The following is a 13,015-nucleotide window of genomic DNA, read 5'->3' on the forward strand; positions in this document are numbered from 1 at the left end:
TGACTGGCTTGCAGGTCAGCGGGCAAACCTCGTCACCTCGCGGGCTCGCCCGGCACGCCATCTCACGGGCTGGCGCAGCTGGAAACGTCGATCACACAGATTTCCGGTTGAGGGCCACCCGGCAGCGAGCTACGTATGGATGCAGCCATGACGCGAAGATGGTCCACCACCTGATTGAAGTCGATGAACGCTCCGTCGGGCAACTGCCAGCCCTTGGCCCTCGGCTTCTGATTCACCAGCAGCAGGATCCCTTCTCGGCCGTCTTGAGCACGCAAGTACTGGCCACACAGCTGAGTCTTCAACGCCTCCTCAAGCTCCGCCAAGGACCAACTTCCACCTCCTGCCACCTTGATCTCGGTCGCGACGCTGGCATCGCTGGCGCGCGCCCGAAAACGCAGATCCGGCTCCTTCTCGTCCGACACGTGGGGCTCTCGCTCGATCGAATAGGACGTGCCCTGCTGATGGCGCAGGCGATCGGCGATCCAGTTTTGAACCGCTCGCTCATCAGACAAGGCGCTCAGCGTCCTTCCCTGCTGAAAATCGCCATGGATCAGATCGTGCTGCATGTCGGCCAGACGCTGCATCGCCAAAGTCTGTAGCTGCTTGCCAGTTGCTGGCCGACGCTCGGCCGTTTCCTCGAACTTGGCTACCTCGCTGGCCAGCCAAGGCGTGTCCTCAGCGTCCTCCGCCGCGCGGCCATGGGCCATCGACCGCAAGCGCTCTACTGCGAAGGGCAGGTGGTGCTGCTCGGCCATCCGGCTGATCGCGTCGAAGGTAGCTTGGCCCGGCGTCTTGATCAAGGCTTCAAGCGCGGAGGATCGCGCAGCTTCGGCCATGTCCCTCTCGTCGGGTGAGTAGACCCCCTTATTGGCCCGATCTCGGTCCTCCTCTGGCTTGACGATGCGGTACGCCAGCACGACAAGCCGCTCCAACGTCCGCAAGTCAATGGATGTGACGAGCGTCGGGGCGTGCGACCAGTGCGAGCCGAAGATGTGCGGCAGAACGCGCTCTACCAGCGGCGTCCTCTCGTGCTCGCCGAGCCGGTCCAGCTTCGCAGTCAGCGCATCGGTCGCTTTACTGGCATCCATTGCGTAAGCCACCCCTAGGTATTGAGCGCTGATCTGAGGATCCTGCACGCTGTTAAACCGGTCAATGGCGAGCGCACACAGTTGAGGCCTTTCGCTCTCTGGAACGCCGTGGACCAAGGTGGGCAGCAGAGGGCGCAACGCGAGCGCGCCGAGCGAGGGCCGCGCCTGTAGCTCGCTGTACAGGTGCGGCCACATCAAAGAGGCGATGGGCTGAGGAGTGCGATCGATGTACTCAAGGATCTGGTGGTGGACGCCAGGTGCAGGATCGTCGAGGTCGGCGGCAGCCTCCTTCGCCAATACCTGCGCGACCGACTCAGGCCAAATGACGGCCAGCTCGAACAGCCACTCCGGAAAGCCATTGATCTCCAGCGTCGCGATCTGCGCGGCGCGTACAGCCTCCTCACGCGTCAAGGAGGCCGCCCAATTCGGGCGGCTCGCCGCCTCCAGTGAAACGGCAGCGATGCAAAGACAGTCGATGTTCCCGACTTGATTGCGCTCACCTGGCGGGCGGTCGCTGTGCAACGTGGGGGACCATGCCCGCCAAACCTGAGAGAGCCCATCCAGCAGGTCTGCGGCAACCTCCTTGCCAATGATGGTCGCAATGGGCGCCACGCTGTCGATCGCATATTTCGAGCTGCTGCGCGTCGCCTGGCTCAACAGGCGCCAGAGGTTGTAGATGCGCGTGTCGACCCCACCCTCTGCGGAGGTGGGCACCAATGTCCGCAGCTGGCCCGGATTCACTCGCAGGTCTGATACGAAATCGAACCAGGACTGCTCTCGCTTGGCCTGCGCCTCATTGCCCTGGCGCGTGATCTCGGCGATCTCTTGTTCGGCCTTGATCTCTTCCGCCGACTGAACTCGTGGCGTCATCCACTCGGTGTAGGCCTCCAGCATCGCTGCATCGGCAGCCGCAACGAACTGGATGCGTCCCCGGAGGACTTCGTCCTTGTTCCCCTCGTTCAACCAAAGGGCCAATGCCGCGTTGGTCGCAAGCTGCTTTTCCGATGGCTTGGTCCGGTTCGGTGAGTCGGCGAGCAGCCAATCGACGTCGGACAGCACCAGCGTCGGTCCCCATCCCAAGACTTGCAGCTGAAAGAAACTCTGCAAGGGACGCCCATGCAAGTATTCGTGTTGAGCCAGTCGGTCAGCCGCATGCCAGAGTGCTCTCCGCCGGCGCTGCGGCGAGCTGTTCGCGAGCTTGATGGCGTCATCCAGATCGCCTGACTTGCGATGGTGATAGGCCAGCCGTCGATCACTCAGGCGCAGCATCGCATCCAGCGCCGCCGCTGAGACAACGTCAGGCGCAGACAGCTCCAAGGAGCGCGTCGCGGCGGCTGCTAGCGCAGGCGCATATTGCGCCTCGGGCGACGAGAAGTCGTTCATATCAGGGACCGGCTGCCCAGCCAACTGCCCGAGCAGCCCGTCGATCAGACGATCCACATCCCCTGCAGCAGTGAGCCTGTTCACCAGCGTCTTGCCATGCCAGTCCAGGCTGAATCCGCCGCCTTCATCATCACCAAGCTTGATCGACGCCAGGATCTTTAGCAGGTCGTCGACGTCGATCAGTCGGGGAAACAGCTCCTCCACGACTTCCCACACCGCCGTCGTCGGGATCAAAGCGCAATCACGCTTGATGTAGTCGGCATAGGCTTGGAGCATCAGCTCGTCTCTGCTATCCAGCAGCGCTCGCCCGGAAATGATGGTGGTGTACCGATCCGGATAGCGACCGAACGAGACTGCCCCGACCAGGTCGAGACATTCACGAAGCCTTCCCAGCCAAATCAACCGCAGCACGAACAGCCGGATCTCTTCGTCCTGGTGGTTGGCGGCCCAGATCTCCCGCAGCGTCGGGACGATGTCGGGCTGCGCGAACCGCGTCACGAGCCCGTGATCGAGCAAAGGAGTGTCTTCTCCCCGCTTCATCCGTTCGACCAGCATCAGCAATGCGGCCCTGCGTATCGGTGCAGACAGGCTCGCCGGATCCCCTGCTGTGAACAGCAGATGCGGCGCACGCTTCAGCACTTCGGTCGCGACACTGTCATCCCACAGGCTCAGCCACGCCGCCGTGTGCAGCATGGAGGGCCTGACGAGGTCGATGCCGTACGTCTGGGTGAATAGCAGGTCATGCAGCCGTCGCTGCGACAAGTTGGCGCCGCGCAGGCGATGCAGCCAGCGCGCGCCCAGGTACGCCCGAACCACACCCTCGTTGTCGTTGTGCAAGCGGGCGCGGCCGTACGTGGCTGGGTCAAATGCCGGACGGGTCAACAACTGGGTGCGATCGTCTGGCGACCACTCGGGTAGGACGTCCTCCAACAGGATCGCGTCCCGCTGGTCAGCCGGAGCGTCCATGTCCGGTATGGCGATCGTTTGCTTGCGACCTAACACCATGGCAGCGCCGATCCGCTCCAAGGCCTGCCGTGCCCGTGTGTGATCCAGGGTGCCTCGGCGCGCTCGCTCCGGATCCGTCTCACGGATCCGCTCGTGAAGGCTTTCGTTGATCATCGAGGTCAGGCTGCCCAACCGCTCATGCTGTCGCCAGTGGCGGACGATCCAGTCGAGGTCAAGCGGCCGCCTCGCGAAGGCCCACAGGTTCGCGCCATCGATGGCGCTGATGAGCCCCTCGACATCGGGAACCTCCTTCCCTCTTGCATAGGCGCGTACCTGATCGCTGTCCAGCGGCGCCATCACGACCACCATCGACGTTTCGGAGGGCGGTAGCTCCTCAGGCCTTTCGTTACGGAGCAACTTCCGGATCAACTCCTCCAGCGCCGGCAGCGGGGCGTCGATCGCGGCGGCGGGGAGCGGCAGCTCCTCGTCAAAGCGTCGCGCGTCGCGCGCGAACTCCCAATCGGTATGACGGCCTGAAAGCACGATATGCGCGCGAGCCTCTGCACCAGCGATGCCCTCGGCCAAATGGCGCAGCGCGCGCTCCAGCCGGATGTTGTCGAGCTTGGCCTCGTCGATCGAGTCGATGAAAAACCACGCAGGCTCGCTGCCAGCCCGCCATGCCTGCAGTCGGGCTCGATCAGCAGGCCGAAGCGTCCGCTCCAGCCCGTCCCTGCCAACGTCCTGGACCGTGGCGCAGAAGGCAGTCTTGCCAGCCGCAACCTGTAGGCTTGCCTGCGCGATGAGCTCGGCCGTCTTGCCGCTGCCAGCCTCCGCGAGGATGACCACACGGCGCTTGGCCAGCAGATCGGACCACGTCAGGGTCTCGTGGGACACGCGAACTTTTCGCCGCCTCGCCCAGGCTTGGTCTGTGTCGTCGCGCCACTCGTTGAAGCGGCGACCAAGGGGAATCGTTGCCATTAGTAGAGCCACCTCGCACCGAAGCGTAGCTCATTGTCCGAGCAGAAGTTCCGCGCTCCCGGCTTCACTGCACCGTTGCCGTTGCCCGTCGATTGGCCGGTCATGGCCGAAGCGGTCGTTCCGGCCGTCGAGCGCAAATGACGCAGTTCAGTCCCAGGCAGTCACAGACGGCTCACATCCCGCAAAACAGCCCGCCGTAGACAACCACATTGTGTGACCGCTCATTCGACATGAGTCAGCACCCTGCGTTAGCCAGGCGTCGCCGCCGCAGTCGCCCCAGCCAGCGCCACCAGATCAGCCGTCGTCGGGTTGTGCGAATGCAGCCCGCCGTCGACTTCGAGGATCTGGCCGTTGATGAAACGTGCCTCGTCGCAGGCGAGAAACAGCGCCGCATGGGCGATGTCTTCGGGTTCGCCGTGCTGCGGGGTGAGCGTCTGACGCGCGAAGATGTCGAGCACGGCCTGCGGGCGTGGCGTTGCGCGTTCGGTGAGGATCAGCCCTGGCGCGATGGCGTTGCAGCGCACACCCTGGGCGCCGTACTGCGCGGCGACGAAGCGGGTGAAGGAGATCACGCCGCCCTTGGCCGTGGCGTAGGCGGTGGGGCGCACGTCGCCCCTCACGGCCACCATCGAGGTGGTGTTGACGATGGCGCCGCCACCGCTTTCCAGCATCAGCGGTATCGCGCAGCGGCAGGCGTAGACGGTGCTCGTGAGGTTGAGCGTGAGGGTGGTTTCCCAGCAGCTCCAGTCCATGCCGACCACGGTGGTGTCGCGCGACACGTCGGTGCCGCCCACGTTGTTCTGCAGCACGTGCAGCGCGCCGTAGGTGCTGCGGGCGTGCTCGATCATGGCCTCGATCGATCGCTGATCCAGCGCGTCCAGGTGCGTGGCGCTGGCACTGCCACCGGCCGCGTTGATCGCCGCGGCGACGGCTTGTGCCGCACCGAGGTTCAAGTCGGCCACGATCACGCGGGCGCCTTCGCGTGCCATCAGTTGCGCGCTGGCGCGGCCGATGCCCGACGCTGCGCCGGTGATGAGTGCGACCTTGCCTTGCAGTCGTCCCATCGGTGTCGTCCCGTGGCCTTCAGGTCGCGGCCAGCGCGGCGACGATGCGCTGTGCGAAGGCCTGCAGCCGTTCGGGCGTCTCGCGCTCGGCGACGTGCGGCCGCAGCGCCTCGTTGCTGGTGCGCGGCATCACGTGAAAGTGCACGTGCGGCACGGTCTGGCCGACCTCTTCGCCGTTGACCTGCACGATCAGAACGCCGGGCACTGCCATGGCCTGCTGCGCTGCACGGGCCAGGCGCTGGACCGTGCGGATGCAGGCGGCGGCGCTCTCGGCCGTCTGCTCGAGCAGGGTCGTTGCCGCCTCTTTCGGGATCACCAGCACGTGGCCATCGACCTGCGGCATGATGTCCATCAATGCCAGCGTGTGCTCGTCTTCGAACACCTTGATGCACGGCAGCTCGCCACGCAGGATGCGCGCGAACGCGTTGGTGTTGTCGTAGGCCATCGCGATCAGCCCGCGTGCGCCGAGCCGATCTTGCCGCGGATCGGGTCGCGCCCGTCCCAGTCGTGGCAAAAGCTCTTGAGCCGCGAGAACTTGCCGCGGATCTCGTCGCTGGCTTCGATGAACTCGAGCGCCGTGCCGCCCATTGCAAAGCCGTCGCAGAAGGCGATGCGGATGTTGCCGGCGTGCCCCTGGAGCACCAGGTGGGGCTTGACCTCGGGCCGCGCCAGGGTCGCATCCCAGTCGTCGATGAGAACGCCGAGGTGCTGAACGCCGCCTTCCGGGTGACGCGCCAGGTAGTCGCACACCGGGGAGGGTGAGACGAGGTTCGGGCAGATCAGCTCGATGTCCATGTCGCCGGTGTAGGCGTGAGCGACCGTCACATCCTGTACGCAGCGCTGGCCCTTGTAGGTGTACTCCTCGTCCTGCCCCGTCACGTGGCGTTCGAGGAAGAACGGGCCCACGCCCATCACGCCGGTCCAGTAGGCGAGGGCCTTGTCCATGTCGGGCACGGCATAGCCGACATGGAAGATCGGTCCGAACTTCATGCTCATGGTTCCCTCCTGTTATTTCGCTGCCCAGCCACCGTCCACCGGCACGGTCACGCCATTGACGAACGACGCAGCGTCGGAGCACAGCCACAGCACCGCTGCGGCTTGCTCTTGCACCGTGGCCATGCGGGGTATCGGGTGGCAGGCCTGTGTGACGGATTCGATCTGCGCCGGTGTCATGTGGGCCACCACGTCGGGTGTGGCGGTGAGGCCGGGCGAAATGGCGTTGACGCGTATGCCGTGCCGGCCATGCGTGACGGCGGCGTGGCGCGTCAGGTGGATCACGCCGGCCTTCGCTGCGGAGTACGCGGGCGAGGCCATCTCGGTCACCACCTGGCCTGCCAACGCGGCTGTATTGACGATGACGCCGCCGCCCTGGCGCAGCATGGCCTGGATCTCGAACTTCATGCACAGCCAGGTGCTCTTGAGGCAGAGCTCGAAGGTGCGGTCCCATTCGGCTTCCGAGAGATCAGTCAGGCTGGGATTCGGCGAGCCGCCGCCGACGTTGTTGTGCGCGATGTCGAGCCGGCCATAGGCCGCCAAACTGCGATCGACGAGATGCGCCACGTCGTCGCGCCGTGTGGCGTCAGCCCGCACGAAGAGCGCGTCGCCACCGGCGCGGCGGATGTCAGAGGCCAGGGTCGTGCCCAGGTCTGCATTCACGTCGCTGACGATGACCTTGGCACCGACCGCGGCAAAGGCCTTCACCACCGCTTGGCCGATGCCCGAGGCCCCGCCCGTTACGAGCGCGACCTTGCCCGAGAAGTCATGCAAGACCATGGGTGGCGTAGCCGCGTCAGAGCGCCGTGTAGGCGCCGCCATCGACCGGGATCGTCTGCCCCGTGACGAAGCGCATCGAGTCGCTGGCCAGTGCCACGATCGCGCCGCCGATGTCGTCGCGCATGTCGCCCATGCGGCGCAGCGGAATCATCGACACGATGCGCTCGCGCATCTGGGGGTTGCGCTCGAAGTAGGCCTTCGATGCGTCGGTTTCGGCGGCCGGCGCGACCGCGTTGACGGTCACGCCGTGCGGCCCCCACTCGCGTGCCAGCGCCTTGACCATGCCGCGCTGCGCGCTCTTCACCGATGCGTAGATCGGGTTCATGGTGCCGCCATGCAGCGCCTGCGCCGAGCTCAGGATCACGAAGCGGCCACGCCCGGTGTCGCGCAGGTGAGGGAAGGTGGCCTGCGCGAGGTAGAAGGCGGCATCGATCGCGATGGCGTATTGCTCGTCCCAGCGGGCGTCGTCGATGTCTTCGCATCGGGTGGGCGCCGACGACTGGCCGCTGGAGGCGTTGTGCACGACGATGTCGAGCCCGCCGTAGGTGGCGATGGCTGCGCTGACCGCTGCTTCCACATCGCGCCGCTGCGCCACGTCGGTCTGCACGCAGATGGCGCGGCCGCCTTCGGCCTCGATCAGCGCGAGCGTTTCATCGCCCGTGGCAGCGCGCCGCGCTGCGATCACGACGTTGGCGCCGGCACCGGCGAGTGCCTGCGCCAGGCCCCGGCCGATGCCGCCGCCGGCCCCGGTGACGAGCGCCGTGCGCCCCTGCAGCAGTTTGGGTTCGTTCATTTGTGCACCCTTGGCGCTTCGCGCCGTCCCCTCCGAGAGGGAGTATTCGCACTTGGGGCGGCCCGGCGTGCTCATGGCACCATCCATTCGCCGCCGTCCAGCATCACGGTGGCACCGGTCATCACGCGCCCTGCGGAGCTGCCGAGAAATTCGATCACCGGCGCGATCTCGGTCACGAGGTCGAGCGAGCGACCCAGGGCAACCATCACCGCATCGGGTTTCACCGGCAGCGGCAAGGTGCCGAATATCGGTGACAGGCTGCGCGGTGCCGCCGCGACCCAGTTCACGGTGATGCCGTGCTGGCCCCATTGGCGCGCGGTCGACTTGACGAGGCCACGCTGGCCTTCGACGGCCGTGGACAGCGCGACCATCCCGCCGGCCCCGGCAAGCGAAAGCGACGGCCCGATCACGACGACCGAGCCGCCACCTTGCGCGAACTGCGTGAACGAGGCCTGCAACGCGTAGAGCACGCTCTTCATCGCGGCACCGCAGGCGGCCTGCCACTGGGAGTCGTCGAGCGTGCCGATGTCCTGCGCTTGCAAGGCCACGAGCGGAAGGGCGCTCACCACCACCTGCGTGGGCGGGCCAACGCGCTGCGCCGCGGCGGCAAACGCGCGCTCGAGGTTGGCGCGTGAGCCAAAGCTTGCTGGAATCTGCATCACGTCTGCGCCGGCGTCCGTCATGGGCGCTTCGGCACCATCACTGAGCCAGGCCACACGGGCACCGCGCGCAGCCAGCCCGGCGGCGAGCGGCGAGCCGATGTCGAGGCCTTGCGTCAGCACATACACCACCGCTGAACTCATGCGTGCTCCCGGGTCATGCCACAGAGTGGGCCGGCCAGGCCGCTGGCCACGAAATGCGGGTTGTCCAGACCCGGCTTGCCGTAGCGCAGGTCGTCGCCGGCCAGCGTCTTGACGCTGCCACCTGCGGCTGCGAGCACTGCGTGGCCCGCGGCAGTGTCCCACTCCATGGTGCGGCCGAGACGGGGGTACAGGTCGGCTTCACCTGCAGCGACCAGACAGAACTTGAGCGACGAGCCTGCGCCGGTGCTGGCCGCAACCTTGCGGCCCAGGAGGAAGCGGTCGAGTTCGTCGCGGTCGCCGTGCGAGCGACTGGAGACCACGGTGATGCCTTCAGCAGGCAGCCCGCGGCACGCGATGCGGTGTGCGCCGGCTGCGTCGTGCACGCTGGCACCGTAGCCGAGTGCACCGGCGAACAGCCGGTCGAGCGCCGGGGCCGCCACCACGCCGAGCGTCGGGCGGCCGGACTCGATCAGCGCAATGTTGACGGTGAATTCGCCGTTGCGCTGGATGAACTCGCGGGTGCCGTCGAGCGGGTCCACGAGCCAGAAGCGATCGCAGGCAGAAGGTGCGAGCCCGGCAGCAGACTGCTCCTCGGAGATCACCGGAATGTCGGGCGTCAGCTCCGCCAGCCATTCGAGGATGACCGCCTCGGCGCGCTCGTCTGCCTCGGTGACGGGAGACTGGTCGGCCTTGCCGCGCACCGCGAAGTCGCTCGCGTACACCTGCATGGCCGCGGTGCCGGCGGCCCGCGCAATGGCGCTGATGCGGTCGAGCAATTCCAGTGGAGTCATGGCGGATGGTGTTCGGGTGTGAGGTGGCAGCGCAGCCCAAGGATCACAGTGGTCCACAGTCTCTACATAGAGTACTTAGTTATCTATTAAGCTTCATCGGCGTTAACCCTCGGCATCGCGTCGCGGAGAAAAAGCCGATTGGTGACATGCTGGCGCCGCACCCGTAACTCATGGATCGAGAAGAAGCGCGTTGGCTGGTGCAAACCCTGGTGACCTCGGCTTTGTACAACGCTAACCTAGATAACTACGTTAGACATTAAACAGAAACGGCAGCCGAGGCACCACGACGTCGGCACCTTTCGGTGCCCGGATTCCGGGGCCATCCTTCCACCCACAAGAGGAGCGAGACAATGACACGGATGCAGATTGTTGGACGGTCTTTGCAGGCACCCGCGCCTCGTGCGACGAGGCTGGCCTGGGCCGTCGCCGGGCTCTGCGCAGCGGGTGCTGCGAATGCCGTGGAGTTCGATGTCGGCAACCCGGACTTCGCACTGCGTTGGGACAACACCGTGCGCTACAACATCGCCGTGCGCGCCGAGGGCAAGGACCCGAAGATCGCCAACGCTGCGAACTCCGACGAGTCGGACAACAAGTTCGATCGCGGTGACGTGGTCAACAACCGGCTCGACCTGCTGTCCGAACTCGACCTCGTCTACAAGGGCAAGATGGGCTTTCGTGTCAGCGCGGCGGGCTGGTACGACGCCGGCTACAACGACCACAACGTGCCGACCGCAGCGGCATACGCCAACAGCAGCTACGACAACAACACCTACTCGTCGTTCACCAAGCGCTACTACAACGGACCCTCGGGCGAGTTTCTCGATGCCTTCGTGTTCGGCAACGTCGAACTCGGCGGCACCACGCTGCGCGTGAAGGCCGGCAAGCATTCGCTGTTCTGGGGCGACGTGATCTTCAACGCGAACCACAGCGTGGCCTATTCGCAGATGCCCAGCGACTCACGCAAGTCGCTGAGCAGCCCGGGTGTCGAGGCCAAGGAAACCGTGTTGCCGCTGAACCAGCTCTCGGCGCAACTGCAGATCCTGGACAACCTGGCCGTGGCCGGCGAGTACTTCCTCGACTGGAAGCCGAACCGCCTGCCCGAGGGCGGCACCTACTACGGCGCGGCCGACTTCCTGTTCTACGGCCCCGATCGATTCTTTCTCAACCCGGGTGCTGCGCCCACGCTGAACGTGCGCCGCACCGATGCCCTCGAACCTGGCAAGACGGGCAACTGGGGCCTCAACCTCAAGTGGTCGCCCGACTGGGTCGACGGCACGATCGGCGTCTACTACCGCAAGTTCGACGAGCGCCAACCGTGGTCGGCCCCGCAGGTGGTGCCGCCATCGGCGAGCGGTGCCGGCTTCTACCGCCTGGTCTACGCCAAGGGCACCGAAGTGTTCGGCGTCGGCCTCAACAAGAACATCGGTGGCTTCGCCGTGGCCAGCGAGCTGTCGATGCGCCGCAACACGGCGCTGATCAACAGCGGCATCAACGCAGCAACGCTCGAAGGCCCGCGTGGCGACACCTACCACGGCTTCATCAATGCCACCGTGCTCGGCAACCTCAGTGCGAGCGTGCCTTACACGGCGGTGTTCGAACTCGCCGGCAGCCGTTGGAACAAGGTCACCACCAACCCGAACCTGTTCAATGGCGAGGGCTTTGCGGGTTGCTCTGCGGCAGGCACCGGCTTCTCTTGCGCGACGAAGAACTACCTCGGCGTGTCGGCGCTGTTCAACCCGAAGATCCTGCAGGTCTTCCCGAGTGCAGACCTGTCCATCCCGATCTTCGTGCAGGGCGGCATCAAGGGCAATGCGGCGACGCTCAGCGGCGGCAACAAGAACGCCGGCAACTACAGCGTCGGCCTGACGCTGGACTATCAGTCGCAGTACGTCATCGGGCTGACCTACAGCGACTTCTTCGGGAAGTACAAGGACAACGGCAGCGTCGTGACGGTCGGCAACGGCCCGCTGTACGAAGACCGCGGGCTGCTGGCTCTCAGCTTCCGCACCAGCTTCTGATCCGCACGGAGACACAACGACCATGAACACGACAACACGCAAGACCCTGGCCGCGCTGGCCCTGCTGAGCACGGCCCTGGCGGCACACGCCGCTGTCAGCGACGCCGAAGCCAAGTCGCTGGGCGCGACGCTCACGGCAGTGGGCGCCGAAAAAGCCGGCAACAAGGACGGCACGATCCCCGAGTACACCGGAGGCCTGACCACGCCGCCGGCGAGCTACAAGCCCGGCAGCGGCATCCGCCCCGACCCGTATGCCGATGAGAAGCCCCTGTTCTCGATCGATGCCAAGAACATGGACAAGTACGCCGACAAGCTCACCGATGGCGTCAAGGCGATGATGGCCAAGTACCCCGGCTACCGCGTCGACGTCTACCCCACGCACCGTTCGGCGGCCTTTCCGGCCTATCTGCTCGACAACACGGTGAAGAACGCGACGCGCTGCAAGACGGTCGCGGACGGGCTGGGGCTGGACGGCGCTTGCCGCGGCGGTGTGCCGTTCCCGATCCCGAAGTCAGGCATCGAAGCGATGTGGAACGTGCAGACGCACTTCAACGGCACGACGACCGATTTCCGCGCCAAGACGAGTTACGTCGACGCCAGCGGTCGCGCGGTGTTGTCGGCCGACTTCATCGGTGCGCTGGAAATGCCGTACTACTACCCGGACAAGAGCGACTCCGACGTGGTGATGTGGCAACGGGGTGACCAGCTGCTGGCCCGCAGCGCCGGCAATGCAGCGATGTTTGCCGACTACCTGGACCCAGTGGCCACCGGCCGCCGTGCGTGGTCGTATTCGCCTGGCCAGCGCCGCGTGCGCGTGTCGCCCGACTTCGCCTACGACACACCGACCGACTCGTCGGGCGGTGTGCAGGTGTTCGACGAGTCGTCGTTCTATAGCGGCAAGATGGACCGTTTCGACTTCAAGCTGGTGGGCAAGAAAGAGGTCTACATGCCCTACAACACCTACAAGCTCGCCTACCAGAGCAAGCTCGTGGACATCTTGAAGCCGAACTTCATCAACCCGGATCTGAATCGCTTCGAGCTGCACCGCGTCTGGGTCGTCGAAGCCACGCTGAAGCCGGGCAAGCGCCACATCTACAGCAAGCGCACGTTCTACGTGGACGAAGATCAGGGCGGCTCGATGGCCGAAACCTACGACGCCGCCGGCAAGCTCTGGCGCGTGATCATGAACTACACCACGCCGTCGTACGAGGTGCCGGCGCCGGTGGCGATCATGGTGTCGCACTACGACCTGGTCAACGGCATCTATGTGCTGATCTCGCACACCGGCGAGTACTACGGCGTCAAGCATCCGGCGCCGCGGCCGTCCAAGTTCTGGACGCCGGACTCGCTGGCCGGCACCGGCATTCGCTGACGGCGCA

General features: G+C 65.6%; 10 protein-coding genes. 2 read left to right on the plus strand and 8 right to left on the minus strand.

Annotation, left to right across the window (positions count from 1 at the left end):
* Window positions 1-62 precede the first annotated feature (62 nt).
* The 8 genes from hyoA to cysQ all read right to left on the minus strand — a co-directional run bounded on the left by hyoA (window position 63) and on the right by cysQ (window position 9,618).
* Window positions 63-4,394: an NACHT domain-containing antiphage protein HyoA gene (gene hyoA, locus AC1DYS_RS25335; protein ID WP_477904329.1), complete on the minus strand. Its 4,332-nt coding sequence runs from the start codon at window positions 4,392-4,394 to the stop codon at window positions 63-65.
* 248 nt (window positions 4,395-4,642) lie between these two features.
* Complete coding sequence (locus AC1DYS_RS25340; RefSeq protein WP_477904331.1) at window positions 4,643-5,458, minus strand: SDR family NAD(P)-dependent oxidoreductase; 816 nt, start codon at window positions 5,456-5,458, stop codon at window positions 4,643-4,645.
* Window positions 5,459-5,477: 19 nt separating this feature from the next.
* Complete coding sequence (locus tag AC1DYS_RS25345) at window positions 5,478-5,903, minus strand: HIT family protein (protein WP_477904333.1); 426 nt, start codon at window positions 5,901-5,903, stop codon at window positions 5,478-5,480.
* Window positions 5,904-5,908: 5 nt separating this feature from the next.
* Entirely contained in the window at window positions 5,909-6,454 is a 546-nt protein-coding gene (locus AC1DYS_RS25350; protein WP_477904335.1) for a VOC family protein, read from the minus strand.
* 12 nt (window positions 6,455-6,466) lie between these two features.
* Window positions 6,467-7,231 carry an SDR family NAD(P)-dependent oxidoreductase gene (locus tag AC1DYS_RS25355; protein ID WP_477904337.1) on the minus strand — a complete coding sequence of 255 codons (765 nt, stop codon included), beginning with the start codon at window positions 7,229-7,231 and terminating at the stop codon, window positions 6,467-6,469.
* Between the two features lie 16 nt (window positions 7,232-7,247).
* Window positions 7,248-8,024: an SDR family NAD(P)-dependent oxidoreductase gene (locus AC1DYS_RS25360; RefSeq protein WP_477904339.1), complete on the minus strand. Its 777-nt coding sequence runs from the start codon at window positions 8,022-8,024 to the stop codon at window positions 7,248-7,250.
* Window positions 8,025-8,095: 71 nt separating this feature from the next.
* On the minus strand, window positions 8,096-8,827 hold the full coding sequence (locus AC1DYS_RS25365) for an SDR family oxidoreductase (protein WP_477904341.1): 732 nt from the start codon (window positions 8,825-8,827) through the stop codon (window positions 8,096-8,098).
* A complete protein-coding gene (cysQ, locus tag AC1DYS_RS25370) occupies window positions 8,824-9,618 on the minus strand; it encodes a 3'(2'),5'-bisphosphate nucleotidase CysQ (RefSeq protein ID WP_477904342.1) in 795 nt (264 codons plus the stop codon). The genes AC1DYS_RS25365 and cysQ overlap by 4 nt, the downstream gene beginning before the upstream one ends.
* Window positions 9,619-9,968: 350 nt before the next feature.
* On the opposite strand from cysQ, the gene AC1DYS_RS25375 reads away from it, so the two are divergent.
* Window positions 9,969-11,636 carry a DUF1302 domain-containing protein gene (locus AC1DYS_RS25375; protein WP_477904343.1) on the plus strand — a complete coding sequence of 556 codons (1,668 nt, stop codon included), beginning with the start codon at window positions 9,969-9,971 and terminating at the stop codon, window positions 11,634-11,636.
* 22 nt (window positions 11,637-11,658) lie between these two features.
* Window positions 11,659-13,008 (plus strand): DUF1329 domain-containing protein, encoded by a 1,350-nt coding sequence (locus tag AC1DYS_RS25380; protein ID WP_477904344.1) that lies wholly within the window; start codon window positions 11,659-11,661, stop codon window positions 13,006-13,008.
* Window positions 13,009-13,015: the final 7 nt, after the last annotated feature.

The sequence above is a fragment of the Rhizobacter sp. P2_G4 genome (genome assembly GCF_056403575.1).